21 protein-coding genes and 1 pseudogene are annotated in these 19,519 nt (G+C 60.9%); 9 read left to right on the forward strand and 13 right to left on the reverse strand.

The window, feature by feature from the left end:
* Positions 1 to 64 precede the first annotated feature (64 nt).
* Positions 65 to 544 (reverse strand): annotated as a pseudogene (locus tag ACIOMR_RS27905) (RNA pyrophosphohydrolase).
* 143 nt (positions 545 to 687) lie between these two features.
* Between ACIOMR_RS27905 and ACIOMR_RS27910 the strand changes: the two are divergent.
* Positions 688 to 1,344, forward strand: a complete 657-nt coding sequence (locus tag ACIOMR_RS27910) for an HAD family phosphatase (RefSeq protein ID WP_177050282.1) — start codon at positions 688 to 690, stop codon at positions 1,342 to 1,344.
* A gap of 110 nt (positions 1,345 to 1,454) precedes the next feature.
* Here the strand turns inward: ACIOMR_RS27910 and ACIOMR_RS27915 are convergent, their stop codons facing one another.
* Positions 1,455 to 1,868: a DUF2269 family protein gene (locus ACIOMR_RS27915; protein WP_102370118.1), complete on the reverse strand. Its 414-nt coding sequence runs from the start codon at positions 1,866 to 1,868 to the stop codon at positions 1,455 to 1,457.
* Between the two features lie 40 nt (positions 1,869 to 1,908).
* Positions 1,909 to 3,423, reverse strand: coding sequence for a threonine ammonia-lyase, biosynthetic (gene ilvA / locus ACIOMR_RS27920; RefSeq protein ID WP_003213834.1), 1,515 nt, complete (start codon positions 3,421 to 3,423; stop codon positions 1,909 to 1,911).
* 136 nt (positions 3,424 to 3,559) lie between these two features.
* Between ilvA and rpiA the strand changes: the two genes are divergently transcribed.
* On the forward strand, positions 3,560 to 4,231 hold the full coding sequence (gene rpiA / locus ACIOMR_RS27925; protein WP_008438935.1) for a ribose-5-phosphate isomerase RpiA: 672 nt from the start codon (positions 3,560 to 3,562) through the stop codon (positions 4,229 to 4,231).
* Positions 4,232 to 4,349: 118 nt separating this feature from the next.
* On the opposite strand, the gene ACIOMR_RS27930 is transcribed toward rpiA, so the two are convergent.
* The 4 genes from ACIOMR_RS27930 to ACIOMR_RS27945 form a co-directional block, all read right to left on the reverse strand.
* A complete protein-coding gene (locus tag ACIOMR_RS27930; protein ID WP_003213837.1) occupies positions 4,350 to 5,264 on the reverse strand; it encodes an SdiA-regulated domain-containing protein in 915 nt (304 codons plus the stop codon).
* Positions 5,265 to 5,381: 117 nt separating this feature from the next.
* The gene (locus ACIOMR_RS27935; protein WP_003213840.1) at positions 5,382 to 6,311 is read right to left on the reverse strand and encodes an SdiA-regulated domain-containing protein; all 930 of its coding nucleotides are present in this window, start codon (positions 6,309 to 6,311) and stop codon (positions 5,382 to 5,384) included.
* Positions 6,312 to 6,558: 247 nt separating this feature from the next.
* Positions 6,559 to 7,224, reverse strand: a complete 666-nt coding sequence (locus ACIOMR_RS27940; protein WP_003213842.1) for a fumarylacetoacetate hydrolase family protein — start codon at positions 7,222 to 7,224, stop codon at positions 6,559 to 6,561.
* A 22-nt stretch (positions 7,225 to 7,246) separates the two neighbouring features.
* Entirely contained in the window at positions 7,247 to 8,641 is a 1,395-nt protein-coding gene (locus ACIOMR_RS27945) for an FAD-binding oxidoreductase (RefSeq protein WP_003213844.1), read from the reverse strand.
* 204 nt (positions 8,642 to 8,845) lie between these two features.
* On the opposite strand from ACIOMR_RS27945, the gene serA reads away from it, so the two are divergent.
* Positions 8,846 to 10,075: a phosphoglycerate dehydrogenase gene (gene serA / locus ACIOMR_RS27950; protein WP_003213846.1), complete on the forward strand. Its 1,230-nt coding sequence runs from the start codon at positions 8,846 to 8,848 to the stop codon at positions 10,073 to 10,075.
* Between the two features lie 61 nt (positions 10,076 to 10,136).
* Here the strand turns inward: serA and ACIOMR_RS27955 are convergent, their stop codons facing one another.
* A complete protein-coding gene (locus ACIOMR_RS27955; RefSeq protein WP_003213848.1) occupies positions 10,137 to 10,577 on the reverse strand; it encodes a DUF4399 domain-containing protein in 441 nt (146 codons plus the stop codon).
* A gap of 134 nt (positions 10,578 to 10,711) precedes the next feature.
* On the opposite strand from ACIOMR_RS27955, the gene ACIOMR_RS27960 reads away from it, so the two are divergent.
* Positions 10,712 to 11,491 carry a transporter substrate-binding domain-containing protein gene (locus ACIOMR_RS27960; protein WP_003213851.1) on the forward strand — a complete coding sequence of 260 codons (780 nt, stop codon included), beginning with the start codon at positions 10,712 to 10,714 and terminating at the stop codon, positions 11,489 to 11,491.
* A gap of 109 nt (positions 11,492 to 11,600) precedes the next feature.
* Here the strand turns inward: ACIOMR_RS27960 and ACIOMR_RS27965 are convergent, their stop codons facing one another.
* The gene (locus ACIOMR_RS27965; RefSeq protein WP_043226180.1) at positions 11,601 to 12,095 is read right to left on the reverse strand and encodes a DUF523 domain-containing protein; all 495 of its coding nucleotides are present in this window, start codon (positions 12,093 to 12,095) and stop codon (positions 11,601 to 11,603) included.
* A 2-nt stretch (positions 12,096 to 12,097) separates the two neighbouring features.
* A complete protein-coding gene (locus ACIOMR_RS27970) occupies positions 12,098 to 12,730 on the reverse strand; it encodes a 2OG-Fe(II) oxygenase (RefSeq protein WP_003213854.1) in 633 nt (210 codons plus the stop codon).
* 131 nt (positions 12,731 to 12,861) lie between these two features.
* Between ACIOMR_RS27970 and ACIOMR_RS27975 the strand changes: the two genes are divergently transcribed.
* Positions 12,862 to 13,614 carry a DUF2059 domain-containing protein gene (locus tag ACIOMR_RS27975; protein ID WP_008438922.1) on the forward strand — a complete coding sequence of 251 codons (753 nt, stop codon included), beginning with the start codon at positions 12,862 to 12,864 and terminating at the stop codon, positions 13,612 to 13,614.
* 104 nt (positions 13,615 to 13,718) lie between these two features.
* Here ACIOMR_RS27975 and ACIOMR_RS27980 read toward each other — a convergent pair whose 3' ends face one another.
* Entirely contained in the window at positions 13,719 to 14,660 is a 942-nt protein-coding gene (locus ACIOMR_RS27980; RefSeq protein WP_102604100.1) for an alpha/beta hydrolase, read from the reverse strand.
* 111 nt (positions 14,661 to 14,771) lie between these two features.
* On the opposite strand from ACIOMR_RS27980, the gene ACIOMR_RS27985 reads away from it, so the two are divergent.
* From ACIOMR_RS27985 to ACIOMR_RS28000, 4 genes are all read left to right on the forward strand, one after another.
* On the forward strand, positions 14,772 to 15,356 hold the full coding sequence (locus ACIOMR_RS27985) for a DUF6436 domain-containing protein (protein ID WP_401197591.1): 585 nt from the start codon (positions 14,772 to 14,774) through the stop codon (positions 15,354 to 15,356).
* A 107-nt stretch (positions 15,357 to 15,463) separates the two neighbouring features.
* Entirely contained in the window at positions 15,464 to 15,820 is a 357-nt protein-coding gene (locus ACIOMR_RS27990; RefSeq protein WP_003213864.1) for an EamA family transporter, read from the forward strand.
* A complete protein-coding gene (locus ACIOMR_RS27995; RefSeq protein WP_102604099.1) occupies positions 15,820 to 16,233 on the forward strand; it encodes a multidrug efflux SMR transporter in 414 nt (137 codons plus the stop codon). The genes ACIOMR_RS27990 and ACIOMR_RS27995 overlap by 1 nt, the downstream gene beginning before the upstream one ends.
* Positions 16,230 to 17,456 carry a DegT/DnrJ/EryC1/StrS family aminotransferase gene (locus ACIOMR_RS28000; RefSeq protein ID WP_401197594.1) on the forward strand — a complete coding sequence of 409 codons (1,227 nt, stop codon included), beginning with the start codon at positions 16,230 to 16,232 and terminating at the stop codon, positions 17,454 to 17,456. Before ACIOMR_RS27995 ends, ACIOMR_RS28000 begins: the two co-directional genes overlap by 4 nt.
* On the opposite strand, the gene ACIOMR_RS28005 is transcribed toward ACIOMR_RS28000, so the two are convergent.
* Together ACIOMR_RS28005 and ACIOMR_RS28010 are read right to left on the reverse strand one after the other, a co-directional pair.
* Positions 17,453 to 18,328 (reverse strand): hypothetical protein, encoded by an 876-nt coding sequence (locus ACIOMR_RS28005; RefSeq protein WP_401197597.1) that lies wholly within the window; start codon positions 18,326 to 18,328, stop codon positions 17,453 to 17,455. The genes ACIOMR_RS28000 and ACIOMR_RS28005 overlap by 4 nt on opposite strands.
* Entirely contained in the window at positions 18,325 to 19,410 is a 1,086-nt protein-coding gene (locus ACIOMR_RS28010) for a GNAT family N-acetyltransferase (RefSeq protein ID WP_177022350.1), read from the reverse strand. The genes ACIOMR_RS28005 and ACIOMR_RS28010 overlap by 4 nt, the downstream gene beginning before the upstream one ends.
* Between the last annotated feature and the right edge of the window lie 109 nt (positions 19,411 to 19,519).

A 19,519-nucleotide genomic window follows, 5' to 3' on the forward strand; every position in this document is an offset into this window, starting at 1 on the left:
GGAGTTAACAGCCTGGACGATCTTGCGCAGCGTATTGAGCATGGCTCGGGGTCGAACTCCTTCGTCAGTCGCGCGCTAAAAGGCGCGGGGCAAGCTCTTTAAGAGCGCGACGATAAACCTCGCGCTTGAATGTCACCACCTGGCCCAACGGATACCAATAACTGACCCAGCGCCAGCCATCGAACTCCGGTTTACCGGTCAAATCCATCCGCACCCGCTTCTAGTTGGAGATCAGGCGCAGGAGAAACCATTTCTGTTTCTGGCCGATGCACAGCGGTTGGCTGTGGGTACGCACCAGACGTTGCGGCAAACGATAGCGCAACCAGCCTCGGGTGCAGGCCAGAATTTGCACATCTTCACGTTCAAGGCCTACTTCTTCGTTCAACTCACGGTACAAGGCGTCTTCAGGGGTTTCGTCGGGGTTGATTCCGCCTTGAGGAAACTGCCAGGCATCTTGGTTGATACGGCGAGCCCATAGCACCTGTCCGGCATCATTCGTAAGAATAATCCCGACATTAGGACGGAAACCATCGGGGTCGATCACGGCAACAACCTCGCAAACGCATGTCACCGCATTGTTCCACAAAGATTGATACAGCGGCAACGAGGCTGCTTACCTTATGTGCACTCTTGTGAAAAGACCGTATTCTGGACGCCTTTTTACAGACTTTTCAGCGAGTAACTGCAATGCGCCTGGCTTTATTCGACTTGGACAACACGCTTTTGGGGGGTGACAGCGATCACGCCTGGGGCGATTACCTCTGTGAACGCGGGATTCTCGACGCGGTAGCCTACAAGGCCCGCAACGACGAGTTCTACCAGGACTACCTGGCCGGCAAGCTGGATAACGCCGAGTACCTGAACTTCTGCCTGGAAATCCTCGGCCGCACCGAGATGGCCCAGCTGGATGAATGGCATCGCGACTACATGCGCGACTGCATCGAGCCGATCGTGCTGCCCAAGGCAGTTGAGTTGCTGGCCAAGCACCGGGCGGCGGGCGACAAGCTGGTGATCATCACCGCGACCAACCGTTTTGTGACCGCGCCGATTGCCGAGCGACTGGGGGTTGAAACCCTGATTGCGACGGAATGCGAGATGGAAGACGGGCGCTACACAGGGCGCAGCACAGATATTCCGTGCTTCCGTGAGGGCAAGGTGACGCGCTTGAATCGTTGGCTGGAAGAGACCGGGTACAACCTGGAGGACAGCTACTTCTATAGCGACTCGATGAATGACCTGCCGCTGCTGGAGCAGGTGACCCACCCGGTGGCAGTGGATCCGGATCCGAATCTACGGGCTGAAGCCGAGAAGCGTGGCTGGCCGGTGATCACCCTGCGCGGCTAAAGATCGTTCCCACGCTCCGCGTGGGAATGCATCACTGGACGCTCTGCGTCCGCTCTTGGGACGCGGAGCGTCCCGGGCGGCGTTACCACGCGGAGCGTGGGAACGATCATCTAGACGGGCTTGGCACCCATCAACCCGGCAATCGCCACAAACCCCACCAGGCTCACCACCGCCAGCGCCACGGTAAAGTTCAAACTCCCCGCCCCGCCCAGCCGCAGTCGATTAAGCCGCACCACCAGCCAGAACCAGCTCAGCGCCGCCACGGTGTAGATCACGCTGGAACCCAGGATCCAGGTTTGCCCCAGCGGCCAGCCGATCAGGTGCGCCAGCCACCAGCCGGTGAACGGCATGCTCACCACGCAAATGCCCATCAACAACCACACAAACACCCACGGCCGCTGCACGGTATAGGCCGGCCCCGCGCTGCGTTTGCGCCAGGCCAGCACTGCCAGGGCGAGGCCGCTGAGCAGCAGCAACACCGTGGCCGCGATGTGGATAACTTTAAGGGTGGTCAGCGTTTCCATGTTCTCGATTCCTTGAAGGCCGCCCAGTCAGCGTAGTCGCTCAACCGAGGAACAGCTGGTAGGCCGGGTTATCACTTTCATCCCAGTACGGGTAGCCAATGGCCTCCAGCGCCGCCGGCACCAGGTGACGCTCGTCCGCCGGTACTTGCAGGCCCGCCACCACGCGCCCATCGGCGGCGCCGTGGTTGCGATAGTGGAACATCGAGATGTTCCAGCGCCCGCCCAATTTGTTAAGGAAGTTGAACAGTGCCCCCGGACGTTCCGGGAATTCGAAGCGGAACACCACCTCGTCGCTGACATGCGCCGCATGGCCGCCGACCATATGGCGGATGTGCAGCTTGGCCAGTTCGTTTTCCGTCAGGTCCAGCACCGGGAAACCCTGGCTGGTGAGGCTGGCGATCAGCGCGCTGCGCGGGTCGTTTTCCGGGTGGGTCTGCACGCCGACAAAAATGTGCGCCTCGCGCCCGGAGTGGTAGCGGTAGTTGAATTCGGTGATCTGGCGCTTGCCCACGGCCTCGCAGAAGGCCTTGAAGCTGCCCGGTTTCTCGGGGATGGTCACGGCGATGATGGCTTCGCGGCCTTCCCCCAGCTCGGCGCGCTCGGCCACATGGCGCAGGCGGTCGAAGTTGACGTTGGCCCCGGAATCGATGGCCACCAGGGTTTGCCCGGTGATGCCACGGGTCTCGACGTATTTCTTGATACCCGCCACGCCCAGGGCGCCAGCAGGTTCTGTGATGGAGCGGGTGTCGTCGTAGATGTCCTTGATCGCCGCGCAGATTTCATCGGTGCTGACGGTAATCACTTCATCCACGTAATCCTTGCAGATGTCGAAGGTGTGCTGGCCGATCTGCGCCACCGCCACGCCGTCGGCGAAGATGCCCACGGTCGGCAGTACCACGCGCTCGCCCGCCGCCATGGCGGCTTGCAGGCAGTTGGAGTCGTCCGGCTCGACGCCGATGATCTTGATTTCGGGCCGCAGGTATTTCACGTAGGCCGCGATACCGGCAATCAGGCCGCCGCCGCCCACCGGGACGAAAATCGCGTCCAACGGCCCCGGGTGCTGGCGCAGGATCTCCATCGCCACGGTGCCCTGCCCGGCAATGGTGTGCGGATCATCGTAGGGGTGAATGTAGACGTAGCCTTTTTCGTCGACCAGCTTCAGCGAATACGCCAGGGCTTCCGGGAAAGAATCCCCGTGCAGCACCACTTTGCCGCCACGGGAACGCACGCCTTCGACCTTGATCTCGGGGGTGGTCTTGGGCATCACGATGGTGGCCTTGACCCCCAGCACCTTGGCCGCCAGGGCCAGGCCCTGGGCATGGTTGCCCGCCGAAGCGGTGACTACGCCGCGCGCACGTTCTTCGGCGCTCAGTTGGGTCAGCTTGTTATAGGCACCGCGAATCTTGAACGAGAACACCGGCTGCAAGTCTTCGCGCTTGAGCCAGACCTTGTTGCCCAGCCGCTCGGAGAGCTGGCGGGCGGTCTGCAGCGGGGTTTCTACGGCAACGTCGTAAACGCGCGAGGTGAGGATCTTTTTGACGTACTGTTCAAGCATCGGAAAGCATCACTGGGCGGGTTGGGCAGGGCCAAGGAGTCTAACCCAGCGTTTGGCCGGGCGACCACACGAAAACCGAGGTTTTGTTGGGTTATACTCGCGCCCCTCTTTACTCCCCGCCCGTTCCGGAGCCCGCATGACCCAGGATCAACTCAAACAGGCAGTGGCCCAGGCCGCCGTCGATTTAATCCTTCCTAAACTCGACGATAAAAGCATTGTCGGTGTCGGCACCGGTTCCACCGCCAATTGCTTTATCGATGCGCTGGCCCTGCACAAGGGCGCGTTCGACGGCGCGGTTGCCAGCTCCGAAGCCACCGCTGCGCGGCTCAAGGGCCACGGTATTCCGGTGTACGAGCTGAACACCGTCAGCGACCTGGAGTTCTACGTCGACGGCGCCGATGAAAGCGACGCACACCTGAACCTGATCAAGGGCGGCGGCGCAGCCCTGACACGCGAGAAGATCGTCGCGGCCGTGGCCAAGACCTTCATCTGCATCGCCGACGCCAGCAAACTGGTGCCGGTACTCGGCGCGTTCCCGCTGCCGGTGGAAGTGATCCCGATGGCCCGCAGCCACGTGGCCCGCGAACTGGTGAAACTGGGCGGCGACCCGGTGTACCGCGAAGGTGTGCTGACCGACAACGGCAACATCATCATCGACGTGTTCAACATGCAGATCACCAACCCTGTGGAACTGGAGCGCCAGATCAACGCGATCGTCGGCGTCGTCACCAACGGTTTGTTTGCGGCCCGTCCGGCTGACGTACTGCTGCTGGGCACCCCGGAAGGCGTAAAAACGCTTAAGGCGTAATGCAAAACCCGTGTGGGAGCGGGCTTGCTCGCGAATGCGCAGTGTCAGTCACTGAATATGGCGCCTGATACACCGCATTCGCGAGCAAGCCCGCTCCCACATTTGTTCTGCACATGACTCAAGACTTGGTTTTTTTGAATACATAGAAAAGATTGGGCTCACTGACCATGTACAACGTGCCGTCGTTGTCCATGGCGATCCCCTCGGCCTGAGGCACGCGCTGCTTCAGGCCATGGCGCCCCTTGAGCAGCGACAGGCTGCTCAGGGGGCGACCGTCGATATCCAGTTCCAGCACCAAAAATGACTCATCCGACAGCGCCAGCAGATGACCGCTACGCTCGTCGTATTGCAGGCTCGACAGGTCGCGCACAAACAACCCGGCATCGCGCTTGGGGTTGTTGATCACGTGCACCGAATAGGTTTTTTCCGGTTTGAAATGCGGAAAGCCGTGGACCTCGTAGATCAGCATCGGGTCGCGTTCCTTGGCCACAAACAGGCGCTTGCCCACCGAGTCATAGGCCAGGCCTTCGAAGCCCTTGTTGCCGCCCAGGTGCACGCCGAGGGTCATTTGCTCGGCGTCGGCGGCATCGAGGAATTGGGTGTCGTCATCCACGTGGACCTTGATCAGCCGCTGCTGGCGTTCGTCGCTGATCACGTAGGTGTTGTCGCTGATGTACTCCACGGCCTCGGCATCGCCAAACCCCACCAGCGCAATGCGCCGCAGGATTTTGCCGTCCAGGGACAGTTCGACCAGCTCAGCGTTCTTGTTGGTCACGGTAAACAGGCTGTTGCGCACCGGATCAAAGGTCAGTGCCGAGACATCATCGTTGAGGCCGTCGATCACCTGCGCCTCCAGGGCCACCCGGTAATCCCCAAGGCCAATGGAGTGCTCCCCGGCGGGATTGCGCCAGGATTGCCAGTTGAACCAGGCACGCTCAAACAGGCGCAATTGCTGGGCAACCACACCGCACGCCACCAGGGCGATCAGGATCAGGATAAAAAAAGCAGGTTTGGGGCGGGCAAGTCGACGCATCGGGCGGGGCTCAGAGTAAAAACTGGCGAATGAATATCATGGTCGCCTGAATTTAAACTTAAACGCCCCGGGTGTCTGGCGGATGCCGCAGATAGAGAGAAATCTGACGTAATCGAACTACTGCGCCTGCTTCTCGAAGCGATAGAACAGGTTCGGCTCGCTGACCATGTACAGCGTGCCGTTCTCGTCCATGGTCACGCCTTCGGCACGGGGAATGGTGTTCTTCAAGCCATTGAAGCCGCCGAGCAAGGTCATGAAGCTGACCTGCTCGCCCTTCTCGTCCAGTTCCAGCAACAGATGGGAGTCCGCCGACAGCGCCAGCAGGTGGCCGGTACGTGGGTCGACGGTCAGCGCCGACAGGTTGCGCATGTCCAGTTCAGTGCTGGCGAGCTTTTGCTTGGCGCCGGAGAGGGTCTGGCTGCCGTCGCTTTTCCAGGTGAACAGGGCCGGTGGGCGTTCTTCGCCGAGGATCAGCTGTTGGTTGCGCTTGTCCCAGGTGACCGCCTCAAAGGCTTTGTTCTGGTCCTTGGACGGGCCCAGGTCATAGGACGGGAAGTCGGCTTTGTTCAACTGCTGGGTCTGCGGGTCGACCTTGACGATGGTCAGGCTGTGCTGGCGCTCATCGACCACGGCCATCAGGCCGTTTTCCATCATGGTCACGCCTTCCGGGTTGTTCCAGCCGTTGAGCGGCATCTTGCGCAGCACGTCGCCTTGCAGGGTCAGTTCAACCAGGAACGGGTTCTTGCCCATCACCGAGAACAGGGTCTTGGTCAGCGGGTTGTAGGTGAGGTCCGAGGCTTCGTCCTTCTCCATGCCAGGCAGCAGCTTGGCGTCGATCACCGCGTGGTAGTCCGGGAGCCAGACGCTTTCCAGGCGCTCGGCCGGGGTTTCGAAGCCCTCCGCCACCCACAGCACGCCGCGGTCGTCCCAGTGCATCGCCCAGGCCACGCCGTAAATGATCGCGCCGGCGAGGAACAGCCAGGAATACCAGCGCATGGCAAGGCGTGAACGAAACGTGGGTTTTACGGATGGGAGAGGCACGGCCATTACGCTTTCCAGAAAGTCAGCTTTAGGGGATAGCACAGGATCAAAAGGTCCGCGCGCAGGAGGCTGAGGATTATCCGGATGGGGTGTGAAAAAAATGCAAAAACCCGATTGGGTGACAGTACACAGATCAAATGTGGGAGCGGGCTTGCTCGCGAATGCGGAGTATCAGTCACTGAATCTGTCACTGATACACCGCTTTCGCGAGCAAGCCCGCTCCCACATTTTTTAACCGCGTTTCGCCAGGTATTCAGCGAACGCTGCTTTCGAAGCGGCTCACACCCGGCAATTCCAGCACCAGTTCATCGCCCACATTCAGCGGGCCCACGCCTGCCGGCGTACCGGTGAGGATCACATCCCCGGCCTGCAACGAGAAGCAGCCGGCCATGTACTGGATCATCGGGATGATCGGGTTGAGCATGATCGCGCTGTTGCCGTCCTGGCGCACTTCGCCATTGATGGTCAGGCGAATGCCGATATCCGTCACATCCGGGAAGGTGCTGCCGACCACGAACGGGGCAATCACTGCCGCGCCATCAAACGACTTGGCGATTTCCCACGGCAAGCCCTTGGCTTTCAGCTCGGCCTGTTTGTCCCGCAGGGTCAGGTCCAGGGCCGGGGCGAAGCCGGAGATGGCGTCCAGCACTTCCTCGCGGCTCGGTTTGGCCGACAACGGCTTGCCGATCAACACCGCGATTTCCGCTTCGTAATGCACCGAACCGCGCTCGGTAGGGATGGCAAAACCGCCTTCCAGTGCCACTACGCAACTGCCGGGCTTGATAAACAGCAGCGGCTCGGTCGGTACCGGGTTATCCAGTTCCTTGGCGTGTTCGGCGTAGTTACGCCCGATGCACACCACCTTCCCCAGGGGAAAGTGAATATTGGTGCCGTCGACATACTTGTGCTGGTAGCTCATGGACCGACTCCTTCAGGGACTGTTAAACAGCGAAAATCTTGCCCGGGTTCATGATCCCGTTCGGGTCGAACACCGCTTTCACTGCCTTCATGTATTCAATTTCAACCGGCGAACGGCTGTAGGTCAGGTAATCGCGCTTGGTCATGCCCACGCCGTGTTCGGCGGAGATCGAGCCGTTGTACTTCTGCACGGTCTCGAACACCCACTTGTTGACGGTGGCGCACTTGGCGAAGAACTCGTCCTTGCTCAGGTTTTCCGGCTTGAGAATGTTCAGGTGCAGGTTGCCGTCGCCGATGTGGCCGAACCAGACGATTTCGAAGTCCGGGTAGTGTTCGCCGACAATCGCGTCGATTTCCTTCAGGAAGGCTGGCACTTTCGACACAGTCACCGAAATGTCGTTCTTGTACGGCGTCCAGTGGGAGATGGTCTCGGAGATGTACTCGCGCAGCTTCCACAGGTTGTGCAGTTGGGTTTCGCTCTGGCTCATCACGCCGTCCAGCACCCAGCCCTGCTCGACGCAGTGTTCGAACGTGGCCAGGGCATCGTTGGCCACTTCTTCGGTGGTCGCTTCAAATTCCAGCAGCGCGTAGAACGGGCAGTCGGATTCGAACGGCGCCGGCACGTCGCCACGACCGAGGACTTTGGCCAGGGCCTTGTCGGAAAAGAATTCGAAGGCGGTCAGGTCCAGCTTGCTCTGGAAGGCGTGCAGCACCGGCATGATCGAGTCGAAGTCGGTGGTGCCGAGCACCATCGCGGTAAGGTTTTTCGGCGCACGGTCCAGGCGCATGGTCGCTTCGACCACAAACCCCAGGGTGCCTTCAGCGCCGATGAACAGCTGGCGCATGTCGTAGCCGGTGGCGTTCTTGATCAGGTCTTTGTTCAGTTCCAGCAGGTCGCCCTTGCCGGTGACGACTTTCATACCGGCGACCCAGTTACGGGTCATGCCGTAGCGAATGACCTTGATCCCGCCGGCATTGGTGCCGATATTGCCGCCAATCTGGCTGGAACCCGACGAGGCGAAATCCACCGGGTAGTACAGGCCTTTTTCTTCGGCGACGTTCTGCAATTGCTTGGTGACCACGCCCGGCTGGCACACGGCGGTGCGGTCGGTGAGGTTCACGTCGAGGATCTGGTTCATATAGTCGAACGACACAACCACTTCGCCATTCGCAGCGACGGCAGCGGCCGACAGGCCGGTACGGCCACCGGACGGCACCAGCGCGACCTTGTGCTCATTGGCCCAACGGACGATGGCCTGCACCTGCTCGGTGGTCTTCGGGAAGACGATGGCCACCGGGGCCGGCGCGAAATGCTTGGTCCAGTCCTTGCCATAAGCCTCAAGGGAGTCAGCATCGGTCAGGACCTTGCCAGGCTCAACCAGGGTCTTCAGCTCATCAATCAGGGCAGGATGGGTCATCGACAGAACTCTCGAACAATTCATGGTCATCCTGAGAACGCTTCACGTCGCAGGAATGGGTGTTTAGCGGGGCACGTATGCTAGCATACCGCCCCCGCAGGATAGTGCCCAAGGGCGTTCTGCGGTGACGGCTTTCCTGCCGTCCGGGTCAGCTTACGTGATCCGATTCCCTGCCATTTTTCTCCGGGATACAGGTTTACGCAGATGAGCAAGACTTCTCTCGATAAGAGCAAGATCAAGTTCCTTCTTCTGGAAGGCGTCCACCCATCGGCCGTCGAAGTCCTGAAGGCCGCCGGGTACACCAGCATTGAGTACATCACCAGTTCTCTGCCGGAAGCCCAGCTCAAGGAAAAGATCGCCGACGCGCACTTTATCGGCATTCGCTCCCGCACTCAGCTGACCGAAGAGATCTTCGATCACGCCAAGAAGTTGGTAGCTGTCGGCTGTTTCTGCATCGGCACCAACCAGGTCGACCTCAACGCAGCGCGCGAGCGCGGCATCGCGGTGTTCAACGCACCGTACTCCAACACCCGCTCCGTTGCTGAGCTGGTATTGGCCGAGGCGATCCTGTTGCTGCGCGGTATTCCCGAGAAGAACGCTTCCTGCCACCGTGGCGGCTGGATCAAGAGCGCAGCCAACTCCTTCGAAATCCGCGGCAAGAAGCTGGGTATCGTCGGTTACGGCTCGATCGGCACGCAGTTGTCGGTACTGGCCGAAGGCCTGGGCATGCAGGTGTTCTTCTACGACACCCTGACCAAGCTGCCATTGGGCAACGCCACCCAGGTGTCGAGCCTGACCGAGCTGCTGGGCATGTCCGACATCGTGACCCTGCACGTACCGGAAACCGCTGAAACCCAGTGGATGATCGGCGAGAAGGAAATCCGCGCCATCAAGAAGGGCGGGATCCTGATCAACGCTGCACGCGGCACCGTGGTCGAGCTGGACGCCCTGGCCGACGCGATCAAGGACAAGCACCTGATCGGCGCCGCCATCGACGTGTTCCCGGTAGAGCCGCGCTCTAACGACGACATCTTCGAAAGCCCGCTGCGTGGCCTGGACAACGTGATCCTGACCCCGCACATCGGCGGTTCCACCGCTGAAGCCCAAGCCAACATCGGCCTGGAAGTGTCGGAGAAACTGGTCAAGTACAGCGACAACGGTACGTCGGTGTCCTCGGTCAACTTCCCGGAAGTGGCTCTGCCGGCGCACCCTGGCAAGCACCGTCTGCTGCACATCCACCAGAACATCCCTGGCGTGATGATGGAGATCAACAAGGTCTTCGCGGAAAACGGCATCAACATTTCCGGTCAGTTCCTGCAGACCAACGAGAAAGTCGGCTACGTGGTTATCGACGTAGACGCCGAGTATTCGGACCTGGCGCAAGAGAAGCTGCAACACATCAACGGCACTATCCGTAGCCGCGTGTTGTTCTAATCGTTAAACGCGCATAAAAAAGGGAGACCCTCGGGTCTCCCTTTTTTTGTCTGAACAAATCTTACTTGACGTTAACCGTGATGACTTTCGAGGCTACAGTCGGGTTGAACTGCATGTGCAGTTTGTCGCCGGCTACCAGTTGCAGCGTGTGCTTGCCTGGGGTGAGGGTCAGCTCGGTTTCGGTCTGGGCCTTGCCGTAGTGGATCACGGTGTCGGTGGCCGGGATCGGCACGCTGGCATCCGGCAATTCTTTCTGGTCGATCAGCAGGTGGTGGTGGCCGGTGCCCGGATCCTGACTGGTGGCCGGAGCCAGTTTCAGGCCTTCCATGCCGAATTTCACGGTGAAGGTTTTATCGACGGTGGCGCCATCTTTGGGCGACACGATGAACACTTTGGCACCTTCTGGTGGAGCGCTGCGCGGGATGCCATCAGCAGCGGTCGCCAGCATCGAAGCGCCCAGCAATAGGCTGGCCAGGGTTGCACGGGTCAAAAAGGCTTTCATTCACTTCTCCAGTTTTTCCGGGAAATCTGTAGGGTTATGACAACTTCGCGACAAATTGCTGTCCAAGGCATTCAACACCATAGCAAAGCGAGCCTGAACAACGCTTCGCTCATTCGAATTCTTTAGGAGCGACCATGCGTTTCCTGCCTGGCCTGTTACTTTTACTGCCCCTTGCAAGTCCCTTGGCCCATGCCGAACTGATCGACGATGTATTTGACCGCGGGGAACTGCGCATCGCAATGGAAGCCAACACCCCGCCCTTCAACTTCAAGGAAGGCGACAAACTCACCGGTTTTGAAGTGGAGCTGGGTGAGTTGCTGGCCAAGGAAATGGACGTACGCCCCTCCTTTATCACTGTCGATGCCGCCGAGTTGCTGCCCGGCGTGGAAAGCGCCAAGTACGACGTGGCCATCAACCATATCGCTATGACTCCTGAACTGGCGGATCGTTTCGACTTCAGCGAGCCCTACAGCTACTCCAGCGCACAGCTGATCGTGCGCAAGCAGGAACAGCGCCCGTTGGGCAGCTTTGCGGCGCTCAAGGGCAAGGCGCTGGGCGTGGCCCAGGGCAGCCAGTTTGTGGAGCAGGCGCGCACCGCCGAGGGCGTTGATTTGCGCAGCTATGCCGATGCCAGGCAGCCGATCAAGGACGTTGCCGATCAACAGATCGATGCCGCCATCAGTGATCGGCTGCTGATTCCCTACGCGATTCGCGACAGCCAGCTGCCGGTGAAGGAAGGCGCAGACGTCGGCCCGACGCTGAGCCTGGCGATTCCGTTCCAGAAGGGTAACCCGGCGTTCAAGGCCAGCCTGGACAAGGCCTTGCAACGAGTGAAGGCCGATGGACGGCTGGCGGCGTTGTCGGAGAAGTGGTTCGGGATGGATGCGAGCAAGCCGGTGAAAAAGGCCGAATAAACGACTCGGTCAATGTGGGAGCGGGCTTGCTCGCGAATGCGGTGGCTCGGCTTGAGCATCGGGTGACTGACACTGCGCTTTCGCGAGCAAGCCCGCCCCACATGTTGATCTATGTCGGGCTTGAGCATTTTGCCAGGGCCACTGCCGCTTCAGGCAACTCCAGCTCACTGAACACCAGTACCCCATGGCGCTTGAGCAACGCCGCCGTCACGCCTTCGCCGGTGACCTTTACGCCGGTGAAGGTACCGTCATAGGTCAGCAGATTGCCGCACGACGGGCTGTTGGCCTTGAGTACGGCGACGCGGATATTGTGACGCTGTACCAGCGCCAATGCCTGGCGGGCGCCATCGAGGAAGGCTTCGCTGAAGTCTTCCCCCTGGGCCGTCAGCACTTGGGCGCGGCCTTCCCACACGTCAATCCCCTGCCCGCCCGGGATTTCGGCAGACGGCCGTGGCGTCGGCAAGCCACCCGCCACTTCCGGGCACACGGCAACCACCCGGCCTTCGGCCTGCCACGCGGCCAATTGATCGAAAGGCCCGCTGGCCCCTCCGTCGTAGCGTACCCGGTGCCCCAGCAGGCAGCGGCTGACCAGAATCTTTTGCATCATCAAAACGGCTCGTTGCCCCGCCGGCGAAACCAGCCGGTGAGGGACAGGCGTTCGCGGGTGGCGGGCATGACTTCATGGGGGATTTCCCCCGACAGGAATACCACCAGGCAACCGCCGGTGGGCACCACATCGTATTCGACGTCGCCCTTGAGGTACATGCGCAACTGGCCGCCATGTTCCGGCAGCCAGGCGTTGTTCAAGTAGATCACCGCCGACACCATGCGCCGGTCGTCATCGCGAAAACGGTCCACATGCTTGAGGTAAAACGCCCCCGGCGGGTACATCGCGAAGTGGCTTTCGAAGTCTTCCAGGCCCAGGAACAGGCCACGGTTCATCGCCACCCGCAGGCTGTCCATCAGCTCCAGGTAGTTATCGCAGGCCACCACCTCGCCCGGCTCCAGCCACTGGATATGGTCACCCCGGATGCCCTCGCGAATCTCCTGGGACGGCCCCCGTCCGACCGCCGCGGGCGCCAATTCACCTTCGGCGGCGCGTTTTTGGCACTCAGCCGCCAGTTCGAGGGTCAGAGCCTCGGGCAGGAAGATATTCTGCTGCGACCAGCCTTGTGCGGCCAGGTCATCGACAATGCGTAACAGCAGCGGGTGATCGGAGGGTATGGGCATGGCGCGCATAGTATCCATACGCCTGTGAATCCGACAGAGCCGCCGAGCGTCTGAATACACTTTAGTCAGGTGACCGATAGGATTTCTCGACAAATCCTACGCCCGACACGGACAATAGTGGCCGACTGACAGGAGTCCATATGCGTCGTTTGTTTTTTTCCTTGCTGATGTTCTGCGTTTTGCCCGCCTGGGCAGACAGCCATGACCAGTTGTACAAGGTCGCCGGCTGGGCAGACCAGCGCGCGCATTTTAATGACGCCCTCAGTGCCGCCCAGCAACGCTACCGCAACAGCCTACCGCCGGCGGTGTATCAGGCGCTGGTGGACAACAGCAATAAACGCTTCGCGCCCCAGTCGGTAGACCAGCGCGCCGAAGCGCAACTGCGCAAGAATTTGGCGGACCCTAAGCCGGCATTGGCTTTCTTCCAGTCGCCGCTGGGCCGCAAGATTGTCGCCGCCGAGTTGCTGGCCACCCGCCGCGATCAACTGGCGAAGAACGCCCAGGGCTTGCCGCACATGGAAGCCGATGCCACCCGCAGCCTGATCATCGGCCACCTGGCCCAGGCCTTGCCTGCGCGGGAAGCCGGGGCTGAAGTCAGCCTGGCGATTGCCGGCGTGGCGGCCGACAGCTTGAGCCAGATGATCCCCGGGCTGTTGGGCGGAGGCCAGGCGCAGGGCATGTTGAACGGCCAGCGTGAGCGCCTGATGCAGCAGATCGGCAATGATCTGAACAACACGCTGTTGTACGTCTACCGGGATTTGTCCGACCCGGAGCTGGAAGAGTTCGCGACGTTCGCGGAGTCGCCGGAGGGCAAGGCGTACTACAAGGCGGCACTGGCGGCGATTCGCGCCGGGCTGGCGGTCGGCCAAAGCACTTCAAGCCTGGCGCAGTAACCCTGTGGGAGCGGGCTTGCTCGCGAAGACGGTGTGCCAGTCACTGGTTATGCTAACTGATCGACCGCCTTCGCGAGCAAGCCCGCTCCCACATTTGGATTGCGTTATTTCAGGTGGTCGGTGAGAAACCCGAAGTATTGCTGCCGAATCTCCGGAATCTCATTCGCCAAGTGATGCCTGCCACGCGGCAGCATCAACACCTCCGGCTGGTCGAACTTGCTGCGCAGCACCTTCAGGTTGTGCTGCCAGTCCACCGTCATGTCTTCCTCACCCTGCACGATCAACGGCCGCCGCGTGCTGCGTGGCGCCGCTTCAACACGTTTGATCCAGCGCGCCAGGGCGCCCACCCAGGCAGTCGGCAACTGCCGTGGCTGCAATGGGTCGGCCTCCAGGAACGGCTTGAACTGCGGGTCGTTGGTGTTATCGCTGAAGCGCCGGGCAATGCCTTTGACGAACGGCCGGAGCAGGTAATAACTGAGCTGCGACCAGCCCCAGGCGCGGGGCCGCACCAGCGGTGACAACAGGAACGTCTTGCCCTGGGCCGGGCTGTCGACGCCATGGCTAAGCAGGTGATCCACCACAATCGCGCCGCCGGTGCTTTGCCCGAACAAGTGCCACGGCTGCGGCAACTGCAGCGCCTTGGCCTGTTCAAACAACGCCTGCACCACGTCCTGGTACACCGCAAAGTCATCAATGCTGGCCCGCTCGCCGCTGGACAGACCATGGCCCGGCAAGTCGCAGGCGATCACCACAAAACCCTGGTCCAGCGCCCAGTCCACGGCATGCCGGTACAGGCCCATATGGTCGTAGAAGCCATGGAACAGGAACATCGTCGCCACCGGCACCGGTGGCCACCACACCTGGCAGACCACGTCGAACCCATCCACCGCAAACCGCCCCAGGCGGCTTGTCGCGGGCACCTTGCGGGCAGCGAGGTCCAGGCCGTAGAAGCGCTGGTAGACCCGGGCCTCGGCTGAAAGCGGCTGCGCGTCCACCAGTGGGCGCAAGCTTTCGCGTAGATGATCAGGGTCAAACGTAACGGGCATAAGAACTTCCAGACTGTGGCTTCAACGCATTGAACAGATGAATATCGAGCCGCGATATTCATCTGTCAGGGCAAGCATGGCAAGCTACGCGTCCTCCGAGGATTGATCCAAATGCGACAGCCCTACCGCACCACCCTCTTCGCCAGCCTGATCGTGATCATTTGCGCCGGGGTGTTGTGGGCGGCGTATGACTGGTTCCAGGGGCGCTACCTGCGGGCATTCAGTGAGCATACGGCGGTGTTTTCCGGTGACAGCCTGAGCCTGCCGGCCGAGCTTGCCGGCCCGGGCCCGATCCGCATGGTGCACTTCTGGGACCCCGCCTGCCCGTGCAATGTCGGCAACCAGCAGCACCTTGGCGAGTTGATCGAGCAGTACGCCCCCCAGGGCGTGGAGTTCTATTCCCTGCAGAAAGCCGGCAGCCACGGCCAGTTGCCCGCCACCCTGGGCTCGATGAAGGCCCTCAAGGCCGTGCCCGGTGCCCAGCATCTGCCGGCCAGCCCTGCCGTGGGCATCTGGGACCGCAGCGGCAAGCTGGCGTATTTCGGGCCCTACAGCGAAGGGTTGACGTGTAACTCCAGCAACAGCTTTATCGAGCCGATCCTGCAAGCCCTCGAAGGCGGACGCGAGGTCAATGCGACCCACACCCTGGCGGTCGGCTGTTATTGCGAGTGGAACGGGGAAACGTCTCCACCCTGACCCGGCAAGCTGAACAGACGCTGTTCGTTCGACAAACTCGAACAACTGTATCGGCACGCTCCTGTATCGTAAGCAACTAGCCGTACAAGCAGACGACACGGGAACACATGAGCCAATTAACCATCATCCTCTGGATACTCAACGTCATCGTTGATACGTCCGGCCAGTTGGCGTTCAAAGCCGCAGCCTCAGCCAGCGCCGAGCATGACGGCATGGCCCACTGGCGCCATATGCTCAAGCGTCCGTGGATCTGGCTGGGCATCATCTGCTATGTGTTCGAATTCGTGCTGTGGCTGGCCTTCCTGACACTGGTGCCGTTGTCGGTCGGGGTGATGCTGGGCTCCATCAATATTGTCGTGATCATGATTGCGGGGCGTTTCCTGTTCAAGGAAAGCCTGAGCAAATGGCGGTTGATCGGCATCATGCTGATCGCCTGTGGCGTGACCGTCGTGGGGTTCGAGTAATGAAACGGTTTTATATCCTCGGTTTTCTGTCGCTGATCATTTTCGATACCTTGGCGCAGGTCAGTTTCAAGTTCGCCTCGATTCATGCCGAACCGCTGACGATGGACGCCGCCTGGTTGATCCGCGTGTTCGGTGCGCCATGGATCTACGGCGCATTCGTGGGCTACATCGGCGCGTTTTTCACCTGGATGACGCTGTTGAAATACGCCCCGGTGGGCCCGGCGTTTGCGGCCTCCCACCTGGAGCTGATCAGCGTGACGCTGATCTCCGTGTGGCTATTCAATGACACCTTGACCCTGCCCAAGGTCGTCGGCGGCGCGCTGATCATTGCGGGCATCCTGTGCCTGGCGCGCAGCGAAGACAAAGAATGCAAGACCGTCGAGGCCGAACCCTCGCAGACGCTGGCGTCATGACGCCCGTTGTCAGCCAGCGGGAGATTCCGCCAACGGCGGGGCTTCCCCTGCGCTGGCAGGACTTGTTCAACCGCTCGGGCGACCTGGCCCGCGACCTGGCCCGACAGCTCGACATCCCGCTGCCGGCCCTGCCCTGCTCCGGCACCGCCGCGCTGATCATGGCGCTGCGGGTGTTGCAGCAGCGCACGCCGGGGCGCACCGAGCTTATCGTGCCGGCCTATACCTGCCCGCTGGTGGCCCTGGCGGCCCATCACTGCCCGCCTTTGCGCGTGGTGGCGTGCGATCTGCAGCCCGGCAGCATCGACCTGGACGAACACCAGCTGGCGCAGCTGTGCAACCAAAACACCTTGGCGATCGTCGTCACTCACCTGGCCGGGCGTGTGGCGGATGTGGAGGCTGCCAAGCGCATTGCCGAGCCACTCGGCATTGCGGTGATCGAAGACGCCGCCCAAGCCATGGGCGCACTGGATGATGGAAAAAGCGTCGGACTGAAAGGCGACATCGGCTTTTTCAGCATGGCGCTGGGCAAAGGCCTGACGACGGCTGAAGGCGGTGTGTTATTCAGCCAGGATGCGGTGCTGCATCAGGCGTTGCACCAGCAATGCCGGCAGGACTTGCCCTTCAGCCTGCGCTGGGAAGTGCAACGCAGCGCCGAGCTGTGGGGCTATGCCGCGGCGTATCAGCCCCGCGGGCTGAAGTACGTGTACGGCAAACCGCTGCGGGCGGCGCTGGCGCGGGGCGATGAAGTGGCGGCGGTGGGCGATGATTTTTCCGTCAACGATATTCCGTTGCACCGCCTCGGCGGCTATCGCCAGAAGGTCGGCGCCGCAGCCCTGGCACGCTTGCCCGAGCATTTGCAGCAAGGCCGCCTGCGGGCCTTGCGTCGCGTGGCGCAGCTGAGCAGCTTGCCCGGCGTGTCGGTGTTGACCGACAGCCCGGGCCAGCAAGGCACCTGGCCGTTCCTGATGGTGGTGATGCCCAGCGCACAAACCCGCGATACCGCGATGGCGCAGCTGTGGACGGCAGGCCTGGGCGTGACCCGCCTGTTCATCCACGTATTGCCGGGCTACCCGGCACTCACCCCGCTGTTACAGCAAGGCGCCGATATCCCCCGCGCGCAAAGCTTCGCCGCCCAGACACTGTCGATCAGCAATAGCCACTGGCTGACGGACGAGCTGTTCGAGCAAGTGCTGGATCATCTGCGGCGGATTCTCAAACGCTAGGCCCAGCTTTGATCGATACGGGTCAACAAGCGCGCATTCAGCTCATTCTGCTGCTGTTGCCAGATCACCACCTGGTTCTCCGGCAGCTCTTCCTGGCCATCCGACGCACTCAGCCAGCGCTTGAACTTGCTCTGGTAGTGGTAGGCGGACACGTCGCCGGTAATGTCCGCGCCAATAATGCTGCCGTGGCAGGCGTCGATCAGCGCATTCAAATGCTTCTCCAGAAACTCGCCCTGGTCCCAGTTGGTATTCACCACCTGCGGGCTCAGCACGTCTTTGTCGATGGAGAGATACACCGGCAGCGAAGGGTCGAGCTGCGCCAGGAACGCGCTCATCAACTCGTCCGCGCTGGTGAATGCACGATTGCTGCGGCCTGCGCCGATCCAGTTCAACCAGCGGGTATCGACGTTGGTGTTCCAGTAGGTCAGCTTGCGTTTCACCAGCGGCGACCAGTGATTCTCCCAGGCGTGCTTGAGGGAAATGTCCGGCGAGCCAATGCCCAGCACGTGAACGTGCTCGACCTGCGGCAGGCGGCTGGCCCAGTAGACCCAGGACCCACAATGGATACCAAACGGATAACGCATGTTGTCCGGGTGGTTATCGCAAATGATCAGCTGGATCTTTTGCTGGGTGGGAAGACGGTTCAACAACAGCTGGCTGAGGTGGTGATAATCACCGCTGCCGGTAAACACACAGCCGTAATCGCTGGGCATCTGCGCGTGCAGGGCGCTCTCCAGCTCCTTGAACTGCGCCCAGCGGCAGCCGAAACGGATCTTCTCCTGCCAGGCTTGCAACGGCAGGGTAAGGGCGCCGGGAATGTTATTCACGGCGCCATCAAAATCGAGGATCAATGCGGGACGGTGCTGGCTCATGCGGTTTGCTCCTGCTGCCACTGGGTATCGCTTTCAAAATGGTGCCGGAAACGGTTCATCACTTTGCGCAGCAGCGGGTTCCTCACCCACACCAGATGGCGGGTAAACGTGAACTTGGCGCCGAGGCTGGACTTGACCTGTGGGTCGGTCCACCCCGCGACATAAAACTGCAGGCCCTTTTCCAGGGCGAACTCCAGGTTCACAAACCAGCTGACGAAGTACAGGTTGTGCTCCAGCGCCAGCGGGTAGTTCAGGCCGATGTACTTGTCGAGCAACTTGCCGTCTTGCTGGTAGCACAGGTTATAGCCAACCAGTTCGTCCTCGTCCCAGTAGCAGAACACATGCCCGCCGCTGTCGGCATCGGTGAGCAACTGGATGAAGAATTCGGGCGTGAGCAAGTCGAAGTGGATTTCGCTCTGTGCGTACACCGCCTTGTACAGCCGATACAGTTCCTGCTGCCATTGCTCATCGCTGAAGCGGGCATCGCCGGTGTCCAGGATCTCGATGCGCAGCTCATCACGGCTGCGCAGCTTGCGGCGGATATTGCGGCGACGGCTGTGGGACAACCGCGACAGATACTCATCCGTCGAGCTGAAGTCGATCGGTACATAGGCCAGCGCCTGGCCCTCTACATTGATGAATCCGCGCTGGGTGCAGGCCTCGATCAACGCGTGTGCGTAGCGATTGTCCTCAACGCTGAGCAGCGGAGAATCCAGCGGCACATCCTTGACGATGGTGAGCTTGCGTTGCGGTGCACACTCCTGTTGCAGCCATTGCGCCATGTCCTGTGGCGGTACGTTCAGCGGGAACGGGGAATATTCGCTGACCGTGGTGCCGATAAAACAGGTGTCGATATGCAGCCATGACTGCCACAAACGGTACCCCGGCCAACTGCGCAGGCGGCTACGCAGCTCATCGTCGGCGGTGGTCTGCAGGTCGAACCGGGTAAAAAAGTACGGCAGTCCCTGTGCTGACAGCTGGGCAGTGAAACCCACCGGCGGGTATCGCAAAAAATTGCTGATCAGCGATGGCGTTTCCATGCAGCAGGCATAAGGCACCTGTGCACGGCTGGGATCTGTCATAAATTGCATTCCGAAAGTGATAGCAAAGGCGCGCCCGGATGACGGGGTGAATCATCGCGCCGCTGGTTTCATGTAACAGAGTAAACATAATACTCCGCCTACCCGCGGC

This window comes from Pseudomonas sp. NPDC087814 (assembly GCF_044742865.1).
GTDB lineage: Bacteria > Pseudomonadota > Gammaproteobacteria > Pseudomonadales > Pseudomonadaceae > Aquipseudomonas.

Coding starts and splice junctions, on each gene's coding strand:
- ACIOMR_RS27940 (WP_003213842.1), bottom strand. CDS start 7,224: ATGAGCTACCAGCACAAGTATGTCGACGGCACCAATATTCACTTTCCC.
- ACIOMR_RS27960 (WP_003213851.1), top strand. CDS start 10,712: ATGCGTTTCCTGCCTGGCCTGTTACTTTTACTGCCCCTTGCAAGTCCC.
- rpiA (WP_008438935.1), top strand. CDS start 3,560: ATGACCCAGGATCAACTCAAACAGGCAGTGGCCCAGGCCGCCGTCGAT.
- ACIOMR_RS28000 (WP_401197594.1), top strand. CDS start 16,230: ATGACGCCCGTTGTCAGCCAGCGGGAGATTCCGCCAACGGCGGGGCTT.
- ACIOMR_RS27985 (WP_401197591.1), top strand. CDS start 14,772: ATGCGACAGCCCTACCGCACCACCCTCTTCGCCAGCCTGATCGTGATC.
- ACIOMR_RS27910 (WP_177050282.1), top strand. CDS start 688: ATGCGCCTGGCTTTATTCGACTTGGACAACACGCTTTTGGGGGGTGAC.
- ACIOMR_RS27915 (WP_102370118.1), bottom strand. CDS start 1,868: ATGGAAACGCTGACCACCCTTAAAGTTATCCACATCGCGGCCACGGTG.
- ACIOMR_RS27990 (WP_003213864.1), top strand. CDS start 15,464: ATGAGCCAATTAACCATCATCCTCTGGATACTCAACGTCATCGTTGAT.
- ACIOMR_RS27995 (WP_102604099.1), top strand. CDS start 15,820: ATGAAACGGTTTTATATCCTCGGTTTTCTGTCGCTGATCATTTTCGAT.
- ACIOMR_RS27930 (WP_003213837.1), bottom strand. CDS start 5,264: ATGCGTCGACTTGCCCGCCCCAAACCTGCTTTTTTTATCCTGATCCTG.
- ACIOMR_RS27945 (WP_003213844.1), bottom strand. CDS start 8,641: ATGACCCATCCTGCCCTGATTGATGAGCTGAAGACCCTGGTTGAGCCT.
- ACIOMR_RS27970 (WP_003213854.1), bottom strand. CDS start 12,730: ATGCGCGCCATGCCCATACCCTCCGATCACCCGCTGCTGTTACGCATT.
- ACIOMR_RS28005 (WP_401197597.1), bottom strand. CDS start 18,328: ATGAGCCAGCACCGTCCCGCATTGATCCTCGATTTTGATGGCGCCGTG.
- ACIOMR_RS27975 (WP_008438922.1), top strand. CDS start 12,862: ATGCGTCGTTTGTTTTTTTCCTTGCTGATGTTCTGCGTTTTGCCCGCC.
- ACIOMR_RS27935 (WP_003213840.1), bottom strand. CDS start 6,311: ATGGCCGTGCCTCTCCCATCCGTAAAACCCACGTTTCGTTCACGCCTT.
- ilvA (WP_003213834.1), bottom strand. CDS start 3,423: ATGCTTGAACAGTACGTCAAAAAGATCCTCACCTCGCGCGTTTACGAC.
- serA (WP_003213846.1), top strand. CDS start 8,846: ATGAGCAAGACTTCTCTCGATAAGAGCAAGATCAAGTTCCTTCTTCTG.
- ACIOMR_RS28010 (WP_177022350.1), bottom strand. CDS start 19,410: ATGACAGATCCCAGCCGTGCACAGGTGCCTTATGCCTGCTGCATGGAA.
- ACIOMR_RS27955 (WP_003213848.1), bottom strand. CDS start 10,577: ATGAAAGCCTTTTTGACCCGTGCAACCCTGGCCAGCCTATTGCTGGGC.
- ACIOMR_RS27965 (WP_043226180.1), bottom strand. CDS start 12,095: ATGCAAAAGATTCTGGTCAGCCGCTGCCTGCTGGGGCACCGGGTACGC.
- ACIOMR_RS27980 (WP_102604100.1), bottom strand. CDS start 14,660: ATGCCCGTTACGTTTGACCCTGATCATCTACGCGAAAGCTTGCGCCCA.